This is a genomic window from Stenotrophomonas sp. LARHCG68 (genome assembly GCF_052871705.1).
On the sequence record NZ_JBIXJV010000003.1, the window covers coordinates 381,335 to 402,751 of the forward strand.

General features: G+C 68.8%; 16 protein-coding genes. 11 read left to right on the forward strand and 5 right to left on the reverse strand.

Annotation, left to right across the window (positions count from 1 at the left end):
* Positions 1-53 precede the first annotated feature (53 nt).
* Positions 54-2,657 (reverse strand): bifunctional aspartate kinase/diaminopimelate decarboxylase, encoded by a 2,604-nt coding sequence (locus tag ACIPR8_RS12850; RefSeq protein ID WP_446541281.1) that lies wholly within the window; start codon positions 2,655-2,657, stop codon positions 54-56.
* Positions 2,658-3,010: 353 nt separating this feature from the next.
* Between ACIPR8_RS12850 and ACIPR8_RS12855 the strand changes: the two genes are divergently transcribed.
* From ACIPR8_RS12855 to ACIPR8_RS12880, 6 genes are all read left to right on the forward strand, one after another.
* Positions 3,011-3,880 carry a PhzF family phenazine biosynthesis protein gene (locus ACIPR8_RS12855; protein ID WP_446541282.1) on the forward strand — a complete coding sequence of 290 codons (870 nt, stop codon included), beginning with the start codon at positions 3,011-3,013 and terminating at the stop codon, positions 3,878-3,880.
* A gap of 34 nt (positions 3,881-3,914) precedes the next feature.
* Entirely contained in the window at positions 3,915-4,775 is an 861-nt protein-coding gene (locus ACIPR8_RS12860; protein ID WP_446541283.1) for a PhzF family phenazine biosynthesis protein, read from the forward strand.
* Between the two features lie 79 nt (positions 4,776-4,854).
* A complete protein-coding gene (locus tag ACIPR8_RS12865) occupies positions 4,855-5,730 on the forward strand; it encodes a PhzF family phenazine biosynthesis protein (protein WP_192286446.1) in 876 nt (291 codons plus the stop codon).
* Between the two features lie 41 nt (positions 5,731-5,771).
* Complete coding sequence (locus ACIPR8_RS12870; protein WP_446541284.1) at positions 5,772-6,605, forward strand: hypothetical protein; 834 nt, start codon at positions 5,772-5,774, stop codon at positions 6,603-6,605.
* 60 nt (positions 6,606-6,665) lie between these two features.
* On the forward strand, positions 6,666-7,022 hold the full coding sequence (locus ACIPR8_RS12875) for a 5-carboxymethyl-2-hydroxymuconate Delta-isomerase (protein ID WP_446541285.1): 357 nt from the start codon (positions 6,666-6,668) through the stop codon (positions 7,020-7,022).
* Between the two features lie 36 nt (positions 7,023-7,058).
* On the forward strand, positions 7,059-7,679 hold the full coding sequence (locus ACIPR8_RS12880; RefSeq protein WP_446541286.1) for a hypothetical protein: 621 nt from the start codon (positions 7,059-7,061) through the stop codon (positions 7,677-7,679).
* Between the two features lie 40 nt (positions 7,680-7,719).
* Here the strand turns inward: ACIPR8_RS12880 and ACIPR8_RS12885 are convergent, their stop codons facing one another.
* Positions 7,720-8,133, reverse strand: a complete 414-nt coding sequence (locus ACIPR8_RS12885; protein WP_446541287.1) for a hypothetical protein — start codon at positions 8,131-8,133, stop codon at positions 7,720-7,722.
* A gap of 95 nt (positions 8,134-8,228) precedes the next feature.
* Between ACIPR8_RS12885 and ACIPR8_RS12890 the strand changes: the two genes are divergently transcribed.
* The gene (locus ACIPR8_RS12890; RefSeq protein ID WP_192286451.1) at positions 8,229-8,591 is read left to right on the forward strand and encodes a GFA family protein; all 363 of its coding nucleotides are present in this window, start codon (positions 8,229-8,231) and stop codon (positions 8,589-8,591) included.
* Between the two features lie 610 nt (positions 8,592-9,201).
* Here ACIPR8_RS12890 and ACIPR8_RS12895 read toward each other — a convergent pair.
* From ACIPR8_RS12895 to ACIPR8_RS12905, 3 genes are all read right to left on the reverse strand, one after another.
* Complete coding sequence (locus tag ACIPR8_RS12895) at positions 9,202-11,547, reverse strand: TonB-dependent receptor (protein ID WP_446541288.1); 2,346 nt, start codon at positions 11,545-11,547, stop codon at positions 9,202-9,204.
* A 225-nt stretch (positions 11,548-11,772) separates the two neighbouring features.
* Positions 11,773-12,774, reverse strand: a complete 1,002-nt coding sequence (locus ACIPR8_RS12900) for an extracellular catalytic domain type 1 short-chain-length polyhydroxyalkanoate depolymerase (protein ID WP_192286453.1) — start codon at positions 12,772-12,774, stop codon at positions 11,773-11,775.
* A gap of 88 nt (positions 12,775-12,862) precedes the next feature.
* Entirely contained in the window at positions 12,863-14,266 is a 1,404-nt protein-coding gene (locus ACIPR8_RS12905) for a GntP family permease (RefSeq protein ID WP_446541289.1), read from the reverse strand.
* Positions 14,267-14,422: 156 nt separating this feature from the next.
* Between ACIPR8_RS12905 and ACIPR8_RS12910 the strand changes: the two genes are divergently transcribed.
* From ACIPR8_RS12910 to ACIPR8_RS12925, 4 genes are all read left to right on the forward strand, one after another.
* On the forward strand, positions 14,423-16,621 hold the full coding sequence (locus ACIPR8_RS12910; RefSeq protein ID WP_446541290.1) for a TonB-dependent receptor: 2,199 nt from the start codon (positions 14,423-14,425) through the stop codon (positions 16,619-16,621).
* 10 nt (positions 16,622-16,631) lie between these two features.
* Positions 16,632-17,510, forward strand: coding sequence for an alpha/beta fold hydrolase (locus ACIPR8_RS12915; RefSeq protein ID WP_446541291.1), 879 nt, complete (start codon positions 16,632-16,634; stop codon positions 17,508-17,510).
* Positions 17,507-17,986 carry a MaoC family dehydratase gene (locus tag ACIPR8_RS12920; RefSeq protein WP_446541292.1) on the forward strand — a complete coding sequence of 160 codons (480 nt, stop codon included), beginning with the start codon at positions 17,507-17,509 and terminating at the stop codon, positions 17,984-17,986. Before ACIPR8_RS12915 ends, ACIPR8_RS12920 begins: the two co-directional genes overlap by 4 nt.
* 81 nt (positions 17,987-18,067) lie before the next feature.
* Entirely contained in the window at positions 18,068-21,409 is a 3,342-nt protein-coding gene (locus ACIPR8_RS12925) for a hybrid sensor histidine kinase/response regulator (RefSeq protein ID WP_446541293.1), read from the forward strand.
* The last annotated feature ends 8 nt before the right edge of the window (positions 21,410-21,417 follow it).

Consider the following 21,417-nt stretch of genomic DNA (forward strand, 5'->3'; position numbering starts at 1 on the left):
AAACGAACCGCTTTCGCGCGGGCGCGCGGCGGGACGACAAAAAAAGGTGGGCGTCAGGCATTGACCACGCCTTCGCGCGGCAGGACGCGCTGGTTGTAGGTACTGGCCATGCTGAAACCGTAGGCACCGGCGTCGGCGATCAGCATCACGTCCCCCGGCGCGGTGGTGCCGGGCAGCTTCACCCGTTGCGCGAACACGTCGCTGGATTCGCAGATCGGGCCGACCACGCTGAAATCAACATCACGCGCATCGTCCAGCCGCGACAGGTTGGCGATGTCGTGCCAGGCGTCGTACAGCGCCGGGCGCAGCAGGGCATTCATGCCGGCATCCAGGCCGACGCGGCGCACGCCGTCCTTCTCCACCACCTGCGAGGCATGGGTGAGCAGCACGCCGGACTCAGCCACCATGAAGCGGCCGGGCTCGACCGCCAGCTGGAACGCCGGGTGCACCGCCTTGATCGCGGCCAGGCCGGCGGCCCAGGCGTCCAGGTCGAACGGCTCGTCGTCGTCGCTGTACGGCACCGGCAGGCCACCGCCGATGTCCAGGATCTCCACGCTGCCGATGCGGCGCGCGAAACCGGCCATTTCATCGACCATCTGCTGCCAGTGGCCGGCGTTCTCGATGCCGCTGCCCAGGTGCGCGTGCACGCCGGTGATGCGGATATCCAGCGCGCGCGCGGCGGCGATGAACTCGTCCACGCGCAGCGCCGACAGGCCGAACTTGGAATCCTTGCCGCCGGTGTTGACCTTCTTGTGGTGGCCGTCGCCATGGCCCAGGTCGATGCGCACCCACAGCTTGCGGCCGCGGAACACCTCCGGCCAGTGCTGCAGCAGCTCGACGTTGTCGATGGTGACGTTGACACCGCGCGCCAGCACCGCGGCGTACTCGCCGATCGGCGCGAAGCTCGGGGTGAACAGCACGCGCTCCGGCGCCAGGTCCGGCACCGCCGCGAACACCAGCTCAACTTCCCCTTGCGACACGCATTCCAGGCCGAACCCTTCGGCGGCCAGGGTGCGCAGGATATCCGGGTGCGAGTTGGCCTTGATCGCGTAAAAACGGCGGTCGATGGCGCTGATGGCGTTCAACTGGCGGGCGCGCTCGCGCACCTTGTCCAGGTCGTAGATGTAGGCCGGCGTGCCCTGTGCGGCCAGCTCCAGCAGCTTCTGGCGCTGCTGCGGCGCCTGCCACCACGGCGTCTGCCGGGGGCGGATGGTGCCGATGATCTCGCGCCAGCGCGGACCGAACACCTGCTCTTCGTAGACCGGCATGGCGCCGCTGCCGATCAGCTCGTCGTGCAGGATCGGCAGCAACCCGTCGGCGTCGGCCTCGTCGATGACGAAGGTCAGGTTCAGGTCGTTGGACGACTGCGAGATCATGTGCACGCGCTCCTTGCCGAACGTGGCCCACACGTCGGAGAGCTTGTACAGCAGCGAGCGCATGCCACGGCCGACCAAGGTGATGGCCGCGCACGGCACGATCACCTTGACCTTGCAGATCTGCGACAGGTCGGCCGACAACGCGGCCAGCACGTCGGTGTTGACCAGGTTCTCGGACGGGTCCAGCGACACGGTCACGTTGGTCTCGGCCGAACCGATCAGGTCCACCGACAGGCCGTGCTTCTTGAACAGGTTGAACACGTCGGACAGGAAGCCGACCTGCTGCCACATGCCGATGCCTTCCATCGACACCAGCACGATGCCGTTGCGGCGGCTGATCGCCTTCACCCCCGGCACCGGCTCGGCGTTGCCGTCGATGCTGGTGCCCGGCATGTGCGGGCGCTCGGTGTCGAGGATGGCCATCGGCACGCCGGCGTCACGGCACGGCTTGATCGAGCGCGGGTGCAGCACCTTGGCACCGGTGGTGGCGATTTCCTGCGCCTCGTAGTAGTCCAGCCGGGTCAGCAGGCGAGCGTCGGGCACGTCCTTCGGGTTGGCGCTGAACATGCCCGGCACGTCGGTCCAGATTTCCACGCGGCTGGCACCGAGCAGCGCGCCGAAGTACGCGGCCGAGGTATCCGAGCCACCACGGCCCAGGATGGCGGTGCCACCGTCGCCGTGGCGCGAGATGAAGCCCTGGGTGATCAGCATGCGCGTGGGCTGCGCGGAGAAGCGCGGCGTGAAGTCGGCATCGCCCTGCCACTGGCAGTTCACCGACAGGCGCTGCGACCAGGCAGTCTGGTTCGGTGCCGGCGGCTGCGCATGCAGCCACTGGCGGGCGTCCATCCAGCCGAAATCCAGGCCGCTGCTGCGCAGGTAGGCGGCACCGATGCTCGAGGACAGCAGTTCGCCCTGCCCCAGCACCTCGGCCTGCCAGTCCAGCGGGCGGCTGGCGGCGCGCGGGTCGTCCAGCAGCGACTGCAGCGCGGCCAGCCGTTCGGCCAGTACCTCGCTGCCGAGCTCCAGCTCGGCGAGGAAGTCGTTGTGGCGCTGGACCAGCGCGGCCACGCGTTCGCGGCTGTCTGCCGCGCCGTCGGCGATGGCGGTCAGTTCATTGGTGACGCCGGACAACGCCGACACCACCACCAGAACACGCCCACCGGTCTCGTCCGCACGTTTTTTCGCCAGTTCCCCGATCGTGTTCCAACGATGCCGATGGGACACCGAGGTGCCACCGAACTTGAGGACGATCCAGCGATCAGCGATTGGGGAAGCGGACATTGGCTTTGGGGGTTCACAGTGGGAGAAAGACCCGGCAATGCGGGCGGAACCCCCGATTCTATGCCAAGGCCCATGGGGCCGGACCGCTGATTTCGGGAGATACCATTCCAGCCCGCCCCCTCCCGGGGCGAAGAAAGTAGCACTTGCAACGATCCGGGTCATCCACCTGAACAGCCACCCCGTAGGAGCGCCCTCGGGCGCGAAGCCGATGGATCCCCCGGTTGCGCGATTCGGGACACCGATGCCTGGCCAGCTTCGCGGCCGAGGCCGCTCCTACCCGTGCTGCGACATTTGGTGGTGCGACATTTGCGTGCGGCTTGCCTAAGCTGGCCTGCCCTGTTCCCCATACCGCAATGACCGCTCGCCGCTATCTGCAGTTGGATGTGTTCTCCGCCCGGCCCGGCGCCGGCAACCCGTTGGGCGTCGTTCTCGACAGCGATGGGCTGGACAGCCAGGACATGCAGGCCATCGCGGCCTGGCTGAACCTGTCCGAGACGGTCTTCCTGCTGCCCTCGGATGACCAGGCCAGTTACCGCGTCCGCATCTTCACCCCATGCTGCGAGCTGCCGTTCGCCGGCCACCCCAGCGTGGGGGCGGCATGGGCAGCGCTGACCTGCGGGCGGGTGCGCCCGCGCAACGGCCTGCTGGTCCAGCAATGCGCGGCCGGTCGGCTGCCGGTACGGGTGTCCGGCCCGCCGCAGGCACCGCTGATCGAACTGGCCAGCCCGCCACCGCGGCGGCTGCCGGATCCCCCCGGGGCGGTCCCCGCGCAACTGCGTGCACTGGCCGCCGCCGGCCAGCCGCCGGAGCTGTGGGACAACGGCCCGCGCTGGTGGCTGCTGCCGGCGCGCGACGCCGCCAGCCTGCGTGCGCTGGTCGCGGACATGGCCGCGCTGCGCGACTGGAGCATCGCCACCGCTGCCACCGGCGTGGCCCTGTTCGCCCCCGAGCCCTGCCCGACGCATGCGCTGGTGGTGCGCGCGTTCTGCCCCGCCGATGCACCTGACGTCCCCGAGGATCCGGTCACCGGAAGCGCCAACGCTCTGATCGCTGCGTGGCTGCGGGAGCGCGCCCAACTGCCGGGCATCGATGGCTGCTATGTCGCCAGCCAGGGCCGCGAAGTGGGCCGCGACGGGCAGGTGCAGCTCCGCGTGGAGGCCCAGGGTGACATCTGGATCGGCGGCCAGGTCCAGCGGGTGATCCAGGCAAACCTGCACTGGTAAGCTGCCCGGCCCCCTTCCTGGAGTGTCCCCCGCGATGGCCGTACGCCGTTATCTGCAGCTGGATGTGTTTTCCGCCCGTCCCGGCGCCGGCAACGCGTTGGGCGTGATCGTCGACAGCGACGGCCTGGACAGCCAGGGCATGCAGGCCATCGCCGCCTGGCTGAACCTCTCCGAGACCATCTTCTTCCTGCCGCCGGACGAGGGCGCCAGTTACCACGTCCGCATCTTCACCCCGAAGGGCGAGTTGCCCTTCGCCGGCCACCCCAGCGTGGGCGCGGCGTGGGCGGCGGTCGAACTGGGCCTGGCCACGCCGGACGAGGACGGCCGGCTGGTGCAGCAGTGCGCCGCCGGGATGCTGCCGGTCCACGTGCAGGGCGGGCGCTGGTTCCGCCAGATCAAGGTCCGCAGCCCGCAGGCCGAGCGCCGCGAGCAGCCCGTCCCGGTCCTGCCCGATGGCCTGGCCACCCTGGCCCATCCTGGCCAGAGCCCGGTGCTGTGGAACAACGGACCGGACTGGTGGCTGCTGCAAGCCTCCAGCGAGGCCGCGTTGCGCCGCTACACCCCCGAGCTGGCGGCCATCGCCGCCCTGCCCGGGCGCGGCAAGCTGGCCGTGTTTGCCCCGGCCGACCGCCCGGACGTGGGCTACCAGTACGTCGTGCGCGCCTTCGCGCCCGGCGTGGGCGTCAATGAAGACCCGGTGACCGGCAGCGCCAACGCGCTGGTCGCCGCGCACCTGCTCGCGCAGGGCCGGATCAAGCCCGGCGACCAATACCTGGCCAGCCAGGGACGCGAACTGGGCCGTAACGGCGAAGTGCGGGTGCAGGTGGATATCGATTCCCAGATCTGGATCGGCGGTGAGGTGCAGCCGGTGATCTCCGGCCAGATCGAGTGGTGACGTCGCCCCCTCTCCCCCACCCCGCTCCCGCTACTCGGGAGAGGGGCTGTCTACCGCATTGCTTCTCCACGGATTGCCCATGACCACCCGCCGCTTCCTGCAACTTGATGTCTTCGCACCCCGTCCCGGCACCGGCAACCCGCTGGCGGTCGTGCTCGACGCCGACGGCCTGGACGATGCCGCCATGCAGGCCATCGCCCGCTGGACCCGTCTGCCCGAAACCACCTTCATCAGTGCGCCGACCGTTCCCGGCGCCAGTTACCGCATCCGCATGTTCGCGCCGCAGAAGGAAGTGCCGTTCGCCGGCCACCCCAGCGTCGGCAGCGCACATGCGGTACTCGAAGCCGGCGTCGCCGCGGCGGTCGATGGCCAGTTGATCCAGGACGGCATCGCCGGCCAGCTGCCGCTGCGCATCCACACGCAGGACGGCGTGCGCACCATCGCCATCCGCACCCCGCGTGCCTCGGTGGCCGAAGTGGCAACCGCCGATGACGCGCGCCTGCAACCGGCAATCCATGGCTGGCCGCTGGGCGAACTGCCGCCGGCGCTGATGGAGGGCGGCCGCCGCTGGTGGGTGGTCGAGGTGGCTGACGAAGCCAGCCTGCGCGGCCTTGCACCGGACTGGGAGGCGATCGCCACGCTGGCCGAGGCCACCGGCGCGATGGGCGTGTTCGCCTACGCCCGCAGCAGCGGCGAGGGCTACCAGCTGGTCGTGCGCGCCTTCGTCGGCAACGGTCGACGTTTCGAGGACGCCGCCTCCGGCGCGGCCAACGCCGTGCTCGCGGCATGGCTGGACGAACGTGGCGCCCTGCCCGGCAGCGGCAAGCGCTACACCGCCAGCCAGGGGCGCGAGGTCGGCCACGACGCGTTGCTGGAGCTGAGCATCGACGACCACGGCGAGGTCTGGTCCGGCGGCCAGGTGCAGACCGTCATCCAGGGAACCATCGACTGGTAAGCCGGGTCACAGCGGCCTGATCTCCTGAAGGGAAGCACGCAATGCGCAGATGGATCCTGTTGGCCGCGCTCTGGTTGTCCGCTGTCACCCCCGCCTGCGCCGTGCAGCCCGCGCCGCCCCAGCGCATCCTGTTCGTGGGCAACAGCCTCACCTACTACGGCAACCTGCCGGCGACCTTCGCCGCGCTGGCCCAGGCCAACGGCCATGCGGTCGAGGCCGAGATGATCCTTGAGGGCGGCGCCACGCTCAGCGAGCGGCTGGCCGATGGCAGCGTGCAGACAGCGCTGGCCGGACGACGACCGCAGGTGCTGGTGCTGCAGGAACGCGGCGGCGACCTGCTCTGCCTGGGCGGGCGGCAACGGTGCGAGCAGTCGCAGCATGCGCTGCAGGTACTGGCCGAGGCCGCCCGCGCCGTGCAGGCGCGCGTGCTGGTGCTGGGCACCTACCAGGCCAATGCGCAGGCCTCGGCCGCGCTGGTGGAAAAGGAAGCCGCGGCCGCGCGCCAGGCCGGTGCGGAATACGTCGAGATCTCGCAGACCCTGGCCGGCCTCTCGCGGCACCTGCCGGACCTGCCCTGGTATGCGGAAGACGGCATGCACCCCGGGCCGGCGTTGACCCTGCTTGATGCAATCAAGCTCCATCACGCCCTGTACGGCATGCCGGAGGCACGCATGCTGGAGATCGACGCCCCCCGCTATGGGGCCAACAGCGGGCTGCAGGCAGTGCTGCGCCGCGCCGATGCCGCCGCGCCCAACGCCGGCACGCCGCCGCATATCCACTACGAACATGCCCAGGTCGAGCGTCTTGTCCGTGCACTGGATCGCGCGACGCGCGCCACCGGCCCTGCACCGGCAACGTCGTCATCGGCGCATTGATCCGGCCGCCGCAGGCGATACTGCGGGCCTTCCTTCCACGCCGCCCCGTCCAGGTCCTGAATGCCACATCTCACCCTTGAATACAGCGACAACCTCGGTACCGCGATCAGCCCGGCCGTGCTGCGCGGCTTGAACCACGCCCTGGTCGGCACCGGCCATTTCGACGAGGCCGACATCAAGACCCGTGCGCTGGCGTTCGACTGCGTGGCCATTGGCACCGACAACGCGCCCCGCGCCTTCCTGGCGGCGACGCTGTCCCTGCTCTCGGGGCGCTCACTGCAGGTTCGCCAGGAGATCGCCCAGGCCTTGCTGACAGCGCTGGAAGCGGCCGTGCCGGCCAATGGCAATGCCCTGCAGACCAGCGTGCAACTGGTCGAGATCGAACGCGACAGCTACGCCAAGTCCCATCGCGCCTGAGCCACCGGCGCCCTATCCACACCGCCAAGGACAGCCATGACCACCCACCAGGCGCTGCACCATGCCATCGACGCGCACAACGGTACGTTCCTGTGTGAAGCACTGGACGATGCCAACATCACCCGCACCATCGACTTCCGCCATCGGCTGGCCCCGGCGCAAGGCATCGAAGGCGTCCCTGACCTGGCGGGCCTGCGTGACTTCTACCGGCAATTCGGCGAAGTGTTGTTCTACGGCGACGAGGACAGCGGTGAAGCCGCCGTGCGGCTCGCCGCGCCGTCGGAGTGGGCGCTGCTGCGTTCCGGGTTCGATGGCTGGACCGAGGACATGGCTGAGGACGAACGCGAGGAGTACTTGCCGGAATGGGCCGATGATGCGCTGGTGGTCGGCGAGGAACCCCGCACCGGCAACTACCTGCTGATACCCACCCACGGCGCCGATGCCGGGAAGGTCTTCCTGTTCGACCATGACGGGTTCGAGTTCACCGAACAGGCCCCGGACCTGCTGGGCTACGCCTGGAAGCAGCTCGACCCGGATGACAGCGCCCTGCTGGCGATGGCCACCCACCTGCGTTTCATCAGCGATGCCACGCCGCACCAGTGGTGGATACGCGAGCTGCGCGACAACCGCGGCAACCTCGCGCGCACCCACGCGTGAGCCGTGTAGTGGAGGCGCGGCTTCGGCCGCGCCTGATCGACTAGGCCGGTCGTCGTCCCAAGCGATAGCCCAGCCATGCGAATGGCAGGTAGGCCAGCACCACGTCCAGCGCCTCGAACCAGCGTGGCGCCGGCAGCATGAAGCAACTGGCGATGCCACCGGCCAGGAACAGCACGCCGATCACGGCCGCCGGCACCCGGCTCACGCGGCCGACGATCCAGGTGGCCAGCAGCGCGCCGGCGAACGTGCCCAGTGCGTGGGCCAGGAAGGGAAAGACGAAATGGGCCGGCCCCAGCAGCGGCATCGCCGCCGCCAGGCCTTCGCTGGTGGTGGTATCCACGCCCGCCGGCGCTGGTACCACCCGTGCGCCCAGCAGGATCAGCCCCATGTTCACCGCGCTGCCGACGACCAAGCCCACCACCACGGCCAGCAGCCCTTTCAGGAATGCGCGCATCGCCCCTCTCCCATGACGCCCGATGATGCGCCAGTATGATCCGCCCCGCGCGGCCAGGCACGTCGGCGCGCAGCATGACCCAAACGGAGCCCCGCATGCCCCACCGCCCCCTGCAGACCTACCGCGGCAGCTGCCACTGCGGCGCGGTCAGCTTCCGTATCCAGACCGACTTCCCCGAGCTGACCACCTGCGACTGCTCCATCTGCCGGCGCCGGAACGCGCTGATGGTCAAGGTGCACGAATCCGCGTTCGAACTGCTGTCCGGGCAGGAGCAGCTGGTCGAGTACCAGTTCCATACCCGCACCGCGCACCATTACTTCTGCGCCACCTGCGGCATCTACCCGTTCCACCGCAAGCGGGTGACGCCGGATTTCTACGGTATCAACGTGTTCTGCCTGGAGGACTTCGACCCGACCGGCATCCCGGTACGTGCCACGGTCGGAGCCGGCATGGCGTAAACCAACCGGCGTTCGCAGGGCTTGGTTTGCTTTTGGCTTTGGCGGTTTCCTTCTCCCGCTGGCGGGAGAAGGTGCCTGCAAGGCGGATGAGGAGGCTGCACGCAGCGTGCTTCCCGCACCGTCCAGATGCGATACCTCCGCGAAGTGCCCTCACCCCAACCCCTCTCCCGCACGCGGGAGAGGGGCTCACGCAGACAACGGCGCCTGCAAGGCGGATGAGGGAGCTGCGCGCAGCGTGCTTCCCGCACCGTCCAGGTGCGATACCTCCGCAGAGCGCCCTCACCCCAACCCCTCTCCCGCACGCGGGAGAGGGGCTCACGCAGACAACGGCGCCTGCAAGGCGGATGCGGAGGCTGCGCGCAGCGTGCTTCCAGCACCGTCCAGGGGCGATACCTCCGCAGAGCGCCCTCACCCCAACCCCTCTCCCGCACGCGGGAGAGGGGCTCACGCAGACAACGGTGCCTGCATGGCGGATGAGGGAGCTGCGCTCAGCGTGCTCCCAGCACCGTCCAGGGGCGATACCTCCGCACAGGGCCCTCACCCCAACCCCTCTCCCGCACGCGGGAGAGGGGCTAAAAAACGCGAGTCGCCATCAGGCCCCGTTGAACACTTATCGCCAGTTGTAGTTGAACGAGACGCCGATGATGCGCGGTTCGTTGTACACCGCGGCCATGTAGTTCTCGATCACGCCCTTGAGGTTCTTCTCGTTGGTGATGTTGCGCGCGAACGCCGCCACTTCCCAGGCACCGTAGCCGCCTGTGTAACCCACGCGCAGGCCGCCTTCGAAGTTGCCCTTGGAATGGAACTCGTCGCTGCTGTACAGCACGAACTGGGTCTGCCCCTGCTTGTTCCAGTCGGTGGCGAAGAACAATGCACCGTCATCCCCCATCGGGACGTCGTAACGGGCGGCCAGATTGATGTTGTACCTGGGGGCGTTCGGCAGCGGGTTGCCGTCGATCTGCGCGTAGACATTGCTGCCGATCTTGATGGTCGGGTCGTTGACCGTGCACACCACCACGCCGTTGAGCGCACAGACCTGCGCATACACGCGCTTGTCCTGGATCTTGCTGTGCAGCAGGCTCAGGCCGGCGGTCAGCGACAGGTTCGGGATCGGGCGCCAGTCCAGGTCGGCCTCCAGGCCGTAGGCCCGGGCCTTGTCGGCGTTGAACAACACGCCGTTGCCGTTGGAGTCGTTGCCGTTGAGCTGGATGTCATCCACCGCATAGGTGAAGCCGCTGACGTTCAGGCGCAGGCGGTTGTCGAACAGGCTGCTCTTGATGCCGGCTTCCCAGGACAGGATGGTTTCCGAATCGGCGGTGGTGAAATCGGCGTTGAACACCGCCGAGCGGCCCTGGATGGTCGGGCCACGGAAGCCACGTGCCACGCGGGCGTATACGCTCAGTTCGGGGCTGACCTCGTACATCGCGCTCAGGTCCCAGCTGGGCTGGGTATCGGACATCGCCACATCGCGACGCCCCTTGTAGGTCACGGCCCCGGCGGTGGTGTCGGCGGTCTTGAGCAGGCGCGTGCGCTTCTCGTCCTTGGTGGCGCGGATGCCGGCGGTCAGGGTCAGCGCGTCGGTCGCCTTCCAGCTCACCTGGCCAAAACCAGCCCAGGAGGTGTTGGTGTTGCGCAGGCGCACCCAGTTGTTCGGGTTGTGCGCGGCCGTCTGCAGGAACCAGGCGCGCTGGTAGAAATCGGTGGTGTCGCGGCCATCGAAGTAGAACCCGCCCACCTGCCATGACCACGGGTCGGTGCGGTTGGAAGCCAGGCGCACTTCCTGGGTGAACTGGTCCAGGTCGCGCACCTGTCCCATCGACTGGCCGTACCCGTTGGGCACGCCACCGACCGGGTAGTCCGCCGCGGCGCCGCCGTCGGTATCACCGCGGCTGTAGCCGGAGGTGGTTTCGTAGGCGCTGATCGACGTCAGCGTGGTGGTACCGAAGTCATAGGTCGCCTTGATCGATCCGCCGTGGGTCTTGTAGGCCTGCGGGTTGTTGCCGGCTTCGTCGTAGGCCACCTTGTCACGCGCCACGTCCACGCGGTTGCTGCCCTTGGTCAGCGCATTGCGCAGGAACAGGGTCGAGGTGCCTTCATAGTCGCGGGTGTGCGCCGAGGCCAGCAGCGAGAACTGCTCGTTGGGCTGCAACAGCAGCTGCAGGCGCAGGTTGCGGTCGTCGTAGCCGCCCATCGCGTCCTTCTTCGGCGTCACAGTGCCGTCGGCACTGGGGCCGCTGTAGGTGTTGTCCACCCAATCGTCGCGGTGCTGGTACAGGGTGGAGATGCGGTAGGACAGCACGTCGTTGATCGCACCGCCCATGCCGCCGTCGATGGACACGGTGTTGTAGCTGCCGTAGCTGACGTTGACCCGGCCGCTGCCCTCCTGGCTCGGCTTGACCGTGTCGAACTTGACGATGCCGGCGGTGGTATTGCGCCCGAACAGCGACCCCTGCGGGCCGCGCAGCACTTCCACCTGGTCCACGTCATAGACGGGGTTGGACTTGAGCACCACGTGCTCCAGCACCACGTCGTCCTGGATGATCGACACCGGCTGCGAGGCGCCCAGGTAGAAGTCGATGTTGCCCAGGCCGCGGATGTAGAAACGCGGGAAGATGCGCCCGGTGGTGGTCTCGGCATAGAAGCTCGGCACCCGGCCGGACAGCGCCAGCAGCGTGTCGTCGGCGCCTTCGGTATAGCTGCGCAGTGCTTCGCCCTGGACCACGCCAACCGAGACCGCGACGTCCTGCAGGTTCTGCTCGCGGCGCTCTGCGGTGACGGTGATGGTGTCCAGCGCGGTGGCCGCGCTGCGCTCGGCGCCTGGCGCGGCGTCCTGCGCCAGCGCGGACTGTGTGGCCAGCGGCAGGACCAGCAGAGCGCAAGCCTGCGCCAGCAGCGAGCGGCGCGGCAGCGTGCGGATGGAACGATTGAAAACACGTGAAACAGGGTGAAGCTGCATGGAGTTGCCCTTGGTTGGCAGGTGATGAGTCCGTTCGGCCCGGGCCGCACCGATGGCGCGGCATGAAAGCGCGCAGATCATCACTGCACAACATTGCAGTTGCGTAACACGGTCGCCCGCGTACGCGCCGGCCGGCCGACGGCCCGCCGTCCTCCATGCACCGCCGCCATCCCGGACCTGCATCAGGTCCGGGATGGCGGCAGGCAGATCACCAGGCGCCAGCGCTCAGCGCTGGTAGCCCTTCAGGAACAGCCAGGTGATCAGGGTTGCGTCCGGGCCCTTCGGGTCGGTGAACGGCAGCCCGGAGGTACTGCCACTCCAGGCATGCCCCATTCCGTGGATGACGTAGTGCTGGGCCAGCAGTTGTCCGCCATAGGTGTAGTTGTAGACGGTGTAGGCACGCCCGCCCGGCACTTGTCCGGCAATCGTGCTGGTGGGTACGTACTTGACCGAGTCGTTGTCGATGCCGTCATCGGCCAGGTCATTGGTCTGCAGGAACTGGCGCACCGCCTGCTGGCCGTTCACCGGGTTGACCGTGACATCGGCGCTGCCATGGAACACCAGCAGCGGGATCGGCCGTGGCGACGGCGAGCCCGAACACTCCCAGGCGCTGCGCCCGTTGCCGTCCGGGGAGTAGATGCTGCCGGCCAGCAGCGCGTAGGCGCTACCGGAAACGGTGGTCGCACCCTTGTACATGCCGCCGGAGTGCACCGCGCCGGCGGCGAACACGTCCGAGTAGCAGGCCAGCATGATCGAGGTCATCGCACCGCCGGCGGAGATGCCGGTGACGTAGACCCGCCGCGCATCCACGTTGTAATCGCCCTTCACCGCATCCACGATCCCGGCCAGGATCGACGCTTCGCCGCTGCCGCGCGCCTGGTTGACCGGCAGTTGCCAGTTCCAGCAACGTGCCGGGTTGGCGGTGACGTTCTGACGCGGGTACACCGTGATGTAGCCCTCCACGTCGGCCACGTCGTTGAAGCCGGAAGCCTCGCCCATCAGGTTCGGCCCGTTGACGCAGCCGTGCAGCACCAGCAGCAACGGCCGGGGTTGCGCCGGGTCGTAGCCGGCCGGTACCCACACCTGGTATTCACGGGCACCGTAAAGATTGCCGTATACGCCGAAATCCCAATGCCCCACCGCCTGCGCGTGCGCGGGGCCCGCCACTGCAAACCATGCACACAGGGCCAGCAGGCCCGCCTTGATCATCTCGATGCCGGATTTCATAGCCAGATCCTCATGCGTGAGTCGTGGATGAAGTCGTGCCGAAGTCACCACGGGGAGAAACACGCCCGCGGGTGTTGCCCTGCCGCCGTCACACCCAACCGGTTGCGTAATGGATGCCGATCACCACGAATACCGCGACCGTCTTGATGATCGTCACCGCGAAGATGTCCTTGTAGGCCTGCCGATGGGTCAGCCCGGTCACCATCAGCAGGGTGATCACCGCACCGTTGTGCGGCAGGCTGTCCATGCCACCGGAGGCCATCGAGGCGACCCGGTGCAGCACTTCCATGGGGATGCCGGCCGCCTGCGCGTTGGCGACGAAGGTCTCCGACATCGCCGCCAGCGCGATGCTCATGCCGCCGGAGGCCGATCCGGTCACGCCGGCCAGCCCGGTGACGGTGACCGCTTCGTGCAGCAGCGGGTCCTTGATCGCCCCCAATGCGTTGGCCACCACCATGAAGCCGGGCAGCGCCGCGATCACCGCGCCGAAGCCGTACTCCGAGGCGGTGTTCATCGCCGCCAGCAGCGCACCGCCGATGGCGGCCTTGGTGCCTTCGGCGAACTGGATGACCACCGGCCGCCAGGCCAGCACCAGCACCGTGGCGATGCCGACCAGCAATGCGCCTTCCACCGCCCAGATCGCGGCGATCTTCGGCACCTCCTGCACCACCGGTGCGGCCTTGCCGAGCACCGCGGGCACGAAGCTGTGCTCGGCCCCGTACCAGTGCGGGATCCCCAGCGTCAGCAGCTTGTTGGACACGAACACCAATACCAGCGGCAGCACCGCCACCCCGGCGTTGGCCAGCGTGGTGCCGGCGAACGGCGCCGGCTCGTTGACCAGCGTCGCCGGGTCGCCATACCCCTCGCCATGACGCGCGGCCACGCGGCGGCGCCATTCCAGGTAGGCCATGCCGACGCCGAGCACGAAGAGGCTGCCGAGGATGCCCAGCACCGGCGCAGCCCAGGTATCGGTGCCGAAGAACGTGGTCGGGATGATGTTCTGGATCTGCGGCGTACCCGGCAACGCATCCATCGTGAAGCTGAAGCCGCCCACCGCCAACGTGGCCGGGATCAACCGCTTGGGGATGTCGCTCTGCCGGAACATCTCCGCGGCGAACGGGTACACCGCGAACACCACCACGAACAGGGACACGCCACCGTAGGTCAGCAGCCCGGACACCAGCACGATCGACAGCATCGCCCGTTGCGGCCCGAACAGGCCGATCGCCGCCTGCACGATCGACTTGGAGAACCCGGACAGCTCGATCAGCTTGCCGAACACCGCCCCGAGCAGGAACACCGGGAAGTACAGCTTCAGGAAGCCCACCATCTTGTCCATGAACAAGCCGGTGAACATCGGCGCCACCAGCGAGGGGTCGGTCAGCAGCACCGCCCCCAGCGCGGCGATGGGCGCGAACAGGATGACGCTGTAGCCGCGGTAGGCCACCAGCATCAGGAAGCCCAGCGCGGCAAGCACGATCAGCAACGACATACGGCGCTCCCGGAAGAGGAGGCGCCAAGTATCCGGATATGGCCGCCGCTGCCGACTGGACCTAGGTCCACTCGCTGGGCCGGGGGGTACGCCGCTAGCCTAGGCTCCACGGGTGGCAATGGGCCATCCACAACGCACCTGCCTGGGGAGGACCGAATGAAGCGGAACTGTTTGAGCCTGATGATCGGCGCGCTGCTGGCCTCCGGGCCGGCACTGGCACAGGAGGCGCCGCAGGCCGCGCCGGCGGCGGACAGGGGCGCTTCGGCCACCAACCTGGACACCATCATGGTGACCGCGCGCAAGCGCGAGGAAACCCTGCAGGAAGTGCCGGTGGCGGTGACTGCGTTCACCTCCGAGGCGCTGGACAAGTTGAACGTGCAGGACATCGGCGACCTCGACGCCCAGGTGCCCAACCTGACCATCTACGCCGCGCGCGGCGCCAGCAGCACGGTCACCGCCTACATCCGCGGCGTCGGCCAGTCCGACCCCACCTGGGGCGCCGACCCGGGCGTGGGCATCTATCTGGATGACGTCTACATCGCCCGCCCGCAGGGCGCGCTGCTGGACGTATTCGACGTTTCGCGCATCGAGGTGCTGCGTGGCCCGCAGGGCACGCTGTACGGCAAGAACACCATCGGCGGTGCGATCAAGTACGTTTCGCGTGGCCTGCCGACCACCACCGAGGGCTTTGCCCAGGTCACCGTGGGCAACTACAACCAGCGCGATGCCAAGGCCGCCATCGGTGGCCCGCTGGGCGGGCCGGACAGCGGCCTGCGTGGCCGCATCGCGGTGGCCAGCATGAACCGTGACGGCTTCGGCGAGAATACCTACAACGGCCAACCGGTCAGCGACAAGCAGGTCAACGCCGCGCGCCTGAACCTGGGCGCCTACGCCGGCGACGATTTCGACGTGCAGTTCGCGCTGGACTGGATCGACGACCAGTCCGGCATGCGCGGCTCGAAGATGCTCGCGCGCAACCCGTTCTCCCCGGCCTACCCGCCGATGGACGACCGCTACGACATCCGTTCGGGCATGCCCAACGTCAACAGCGTGGAAACCAAGGGAGCCTCGGCGACGGTGAACTGGCGGCCCAACGAAGACTGGGCGCTCAAGTACGTGGTCGCCAAGCGCGAGTCCGACTCGCACTCCAACATCGACTTCGACACCACCCCGGTCAAGCTGGCCGATGTCGGCGGCTTCTACGAGGACAACCAGGTCAGCAACGAACTGCAGGCCAACTACGATGGCGGCGGGCGCGTGCGCGGCGTGGTCGGCCTGTACCAGTTCAGCGGCGAGGCCGGTGGCCAGATCCGCAACAACTTCTTCAACCTGCAGTTCGGCGACACCCGCGGCAAGGTACTCACCGACAGCGTCGCGCTGTATGCGGACTGGACGTTCGACCTGACCAGCAGGCTCAAGCTCGACGTCGGCGCCCGCTACACCGACGAGGACAAGCGCGCGATCGTGCTCAACCGCTTCTACGCCGATGCCACCTTCACCCGGCCGATCGCGGTGGCCGCCGACTTCGACAAGACCACCAACTTCAAGAACGTCTCGCCGAAGGTGTCGCTGGACTACCAGATCACCCCGGACATCATGGTCTACGGCCTGGCCACGCGTGGCTTCAAGTCCGGCGGCTACAACATCCGCGCCAATGCCGTGGCGGTGCCGCGCTCGGCCGAACCGTTCGACGACGAGACCGTGGACAGCTACGAGATCGGCAGCAAGATGGCCTTCCTCGACCAGCGCCTGTTCCTGAACCTGTCGGCCTTCCACAACAAGTACAAGGACATCCAGCTGTCGGTGTTCACCGGCATCGACACCAACGGCGATGGCGTGAACGATGCCTTCTTCGGCGACTTCACCAACGCCGGCAAGGGCACGGTCAACGGCCTGGAGGTCGAGTATCAGTACCTGCCGACCCAGAACTGGCTGATCACCGGCAACCTGGCCTGGCTGGACACCAGGTACGACGAGTACATGGACCGTGGCGTCAACGTCGCCGACCAGATGAAGTTCACCAATGCACCCGAGTTCTCCGGCGCGGTGAACGTGGAGTACCGCACCGGCCTGGCCAATGGCGGCAACCTGTCCGCGCGGGTGGGCTACAGCTACCAGAGCGAGGTCTGGCCGACCACCGACCTGAGTCCGGTGATCCGGCAGGATGGCTACGGCCTGGTCAATGCCGGCGTGATCTGGAAGCTCAACGATGCCTGGACGTTCTCCCTGCAAGGCACCAATCTTGCCGACAAGGAGTACCGCACCACCGGTTACAACATCCCGGCGGTGGGCACGCTGATCGGCTTCTACGGTCCGCCGCGCCAGTACAGCCTCAGCGTCCGCTACGACTTCTAGGAACCCCTGCATGACCCGGTCTTACGATGACCTGTACTGGAACAGCAGCGACGGCCTGCGCCTGCATGCACGTGACCACCGGCCGGCCGCGGGGACATCCCCCCGCGGCACGGTGGTGTGCATTCCCGGGCTGACCCGCAACGGCGCCGACTTCGACGCGCTGGCCACGATGCTGTCCGCGCGCGGCTGGCGCGTGCTGGCGGTCGACCTGCGCGGCCGCGCCGGCTCGGCGCGCGCACCCGACCCGTCCAGCTACAACCCCCGCACCTACGCCGATGACCTGGTCGCGCTGCTGCGCGCGCAGGGCATCGACAGGAGCGTGTTCATCGGCACTTCGCTGGGCGTGCTGGTCACCATCACCCTGGCCACGCGCGCCCCCGGGCTGATCGCCGCCGCCGTGCTCAACGATGCCGGGCCGAAGGTGCCACGCCAGGCGCTGGCACGGATCGGCAAGTACGCCGGCAAGCACCTGCCGCCGATGGACCTGGCGCAGGCCGCCGCCTACGCCGAGTCGATCGGCAAGGCATCGTTCCCGCGCTTCGGCGCCGACGACTGGCGTGACATGGCCACGCGCATGTTCCGCCAGCGCGACGACGGGCTGCTGGAACTCGACTACGACCCGGCCGTCATCCGCACCACCCGGCCCTGGGTGTTGTGGTTGCTGCGGCCGCTGCTGTGGCGCGCGGTCCGCACGCTCACCGGCCAGGCACCGACCCTGATCGTGCGTGGCGCGCTTTCGGACATCCTTCCGCCCGACGTGGCACGGCAGATGGCCGCCACCTCGGCGAACGCCCGCCTGGTCGAAGTGCCCGAGGTCGGTCACGCCCCGACCCTGTCCGAGCCGGAAGCGCTCCAGGCCATCCTCGCCTTGCTGGAGCGCGTGGCATGAGCACCATCGACGACCACCTGCCGCCGGCAGTGGCGGCACTGCAGCGTTGGGCCGAAGCCGAGCGGTTGGGGACGGGCGTGCAGGTGGGGCAATCCCGCATCGATGCGTTCGCCGATGCCACCGGCGACCACAACTGGATCCATGTCGATCCGGCTCGGGCGCAGGCCGAGCTGCCCGGCGGGCAGACCATCGCCCATGGTTTCCTGCTGCTCTCGCTCACCGTCCAGGACGACGTGGCCGCGCTGGCCGCGATCCCCGGCATCACCCGGGTGCTCAACTACGGCTTGAACAAGGTGCGCTTCCTGGCCCCGGTGCCCAGCGGCGCGGACGTGCGCGTGCGTTCGCGGCTGCTGTCGCTGCAATGCCGCCAGCCCGGGCAATGGCTGCTGACCCAGCACAAGACGGTGGAACTGCAGCCGACCGGCGACGTGGCGCTGGTGGCCGAACAGCTCGCCCTGGTCCTCATCGACCCCTAGCCCGCCACGCCCTCGCCGCGACCGCGCCACCGTGTCGACCGGCACCTGCCGGGCGGCTGGCCGGATCCCTACACTGGAGCGATGTTGACGCCCTCCATCGTCCTGTTGGCCTGCCTTGCCTGGACCGTGCTGCTGTTCGGCGTCGCGCTGTGGGGCGAACGCCAGGGCCATCGCCTGGCACGTGCCTGGCCGGTGATCTATGCGCTGTCGCTGGCGGTGCACTGCACCGCCTGGACCTACTACGGCGCCGCCTCGCAGGGCGCGCAATGGGGCTTCGCGATCCCGCCGACGCTGATCGGCATGGCGTTGATCTTCGCCTTCGGCATGCCGTTCCTGGCGCGGCTGAGCCGGCTGGCCAAGCAGCACAACAGCGCCACCATCGCCGACCTGGTGGTGGCACGGCTGCGCACCGACCAAGGATTGGGCATGACCATCACCCTGGTCGCGCTGATCGGCATCATTCCCTACATCGCCTTGCAGCTGAAGGCGATCAGCCAGGGCCTGGGCGCACTGCTCGGCGACCAGTTGGCCAGCGGCGGCGCGCCGCCGGACGTGTCGTTCTGGTTCGCGCTGACGATGGCGGCGTTCACCCTGCTGTTCGGCGCGCGCAAGGCGTCGGCCACCGAGCACAACCGCGGCATCGTGGTGGCGCTGGGGCTGGAGTCGCTGCTCAAGCTGGCCGCACTGCTGGCCATCGGCCTGTATGCGGCCCTGTCGGTACAGGCCGACAGCCCCTTGCTCGCACGCATGACGCAGCTGCCGCCGCCCGCAGTGGTCCCGGACTTCCTCACCATGGTCGCGCTCGGCGCGATGGCGGCCTTCACCCTGCCCCATCAGTTCCACGTCGGCGTGGTCGAACTGCGCCAGACCTCCGACCTGAGGACCGCGCGTTGGCTGTTCCCGCTCTACCTGCTGCTGATCGGGCTGCCGTCGGTGCCGATGGCGCTGTCCGGCGCGGCCCAGCTCGGGCAATCGGTATCGCCGGACGTCTACGTGCTGATGCTGCCGCAGGCCGCCGGCCACCATCTCCTGGCCCTGCTCGCCTACCTGGGCAGCCTGAGCGCGGCCACCGGCATGATGATCCTGTCCGGCCTGACCCTGTCGATCATGCTCGGCAACCACGGCTTCGGCTCGCGCCTGCTCGGCGGCATGCATGGCGACACCGGCGCCGACCTGCGCCCGCGCGTGATCGCGTTCCGGCGCGCCGGCATCCTGGCCGTGTTCCTGATGTCCTGGCTGTACAGCCGGGCGATGAGCGACACCGAAGCGCTCAGTGATTTCGGCCTGATGTCCTTCACCGCGCTGGCGCAGCTGGCGCCGGCGGTGCTGCTGGCGGTGTACCGCCCGCGCAAGTCCTCGCCGGCCATCATCGCCGGCATCGTGACCGGCTCGCTGGTATGGCTGTGGCTGGTGCTGCTGCCGATGATCGTCTCGCCGCCGGCCGCCTCGGCAGGGCTGCACTGGGTCGTGTTCTTCCCGCTGCGCGTGCAGCCGGGCCACATCGCGATCAGCATGGGCGTCAGCCTGCTGGTCAACCTGATCACCGTCGCGGTGATGGCGCGCGCGGTGCGCCCGTCGTTGCCGCAGCAACGCGAAGGCGTTGCCGCCGCCTCCATGCGCAAGACCGCCGGGCGCTTCCTCGGCCAGGAACGCACGCGGCAGCTGATGGCCGGGCATGCCGGGCAGATGCTGGACGACCAGCGCGTCACCGCCATCGAGCGTGAGCTCACCGCCGTGGTCGGTGCCGGGATGGCGCGGTTGCTGGTCGAGGCCGCGCGCGATGGCGGCGCCGCGCCACTGGAGGCGGTCACCCGCGCGGTCGGCGAAGCCACCCAGGTACTGCGCTTCAACCAGCGCCTGCTCGAAGCCGCGCTGGAGAACATGAGCCAGGGCATCAGCGTGGTCGACGCGCAGCTGCAGCTGGTGGCCTGGAACAGCCGCTATGCCGCGTTGTTCAAGTTCCCGCCCGAGCTGCTGCAGGTGGGCCAGCCGGTCGCCCATCTCACCGAGTGGGCAATGGGACAGCTGAAGATCGGCCAGGGCGGCGCCGATACCCCGGCCAAGGCGCTGAACCGGCGCGTGGCGCATATGCGGCGCGGCACGCCGCACCTGTCCGAGCGCATTTTCCCCGATGACACCATCGTCGAGATCCGCGGCAACCCGATGCCTGGCGGCGGTTACGTCGCCACCTTCACCGACGTCACCGCGTTCCGCCGCGCCGAGGATGCGCTCAAGCGCAGCAACGAGACCCTGGAGCGCCGCGTGCAGGACCGCACCGCGCGCCTGGAACAGGCCGTACACGAGGCCGAGCGCGCCAACGTGGCCAAGACGCGCTTCCTGACCGCGGTCGGCCACGACCTGATCCAGCCGCTGCATGCCGCCCAACTGCTGACCGACGCCATGTCGCAGCACCTGGAGTCCGAATTCCTGGACAGCTTCCTGCGCCAGATCCGCGGCGCGCTGGACTCCACCGACGACCTGCTCTCGGGCCTGCTCGACATCTCGCGGCTGGAAGCCGGCGGGCTGGTCGCCGACCCGCGCCCGTTCGCGCTGTCCAACGTGCTCGACCCGCTCGCGCAGGAATTCTCGGTGCTGGCCGCCGCACGCGGCCTGCAGTTCCGCTACGTGCCCAGCCGCGCCTGGGTGCACAGCGACCCGCTGCTGCTGCGCCGCGTGCTGCAGAACTTCCTGGCCAACGCCATCCGTTACACACGCAGCGGCGGCGTGCTGCTTGGTGTCCGCCGGCGCGGCGAGGCGCTGGTGGTCGGCGTGCACGACAGCGGCCCGGGCATCGCCGCCGACCAGCAGGGCGTGGTGTTCGAGGAGTTCCAGCGCGGCGACCGCAGCAACGGGCAGGGTTTGGGCCTGGGCCTGACCATCGCGCAACGCATCGCCGCCCTGCTGCATGCACCGTTGTCGCTGCACAGCGCGCTCGGCCGCGGCTCGGCCTTCGCCATCACGGTGCCGCGTGCCTACCCGGCGCGTGCGCCGCGCAACGACGCGCCCGCGGCCACCAGCACCATCAAGGGCACCCGCGTGCTGGTGGTGGACAACGACCCCGATGCGCTGGCGGCGATGCGGCAGATGCTGCTGGCCTGGGGCTGCGAGGTCACCGCGCTGGCCGATGGCGCCAACGTGGGCACCGCGGCGCGCGAAGCCGGGCTGTGGCTGTTCGACTACCACCTCGATGACGGCGACACCGGCATTGCCCTGTACGCGCGTCTGGCCACCGCGCACGGCCCGCGCGCGACCGTGATCCTCAGCGCGGACACCGGCAGTGACACCCGCGAGGCGGTGCGTGAGGCTGGCTTGTCACTGTTGAACAAGCCTTTCAAGCCGCTGGCGCTGCGCTGGGCGATCAACCACCTGCTGGCCGCGCGTGCCACCGGCGAGGACGCCGGCGCCACGGGGGGCCACGGCTGACCGGTGCC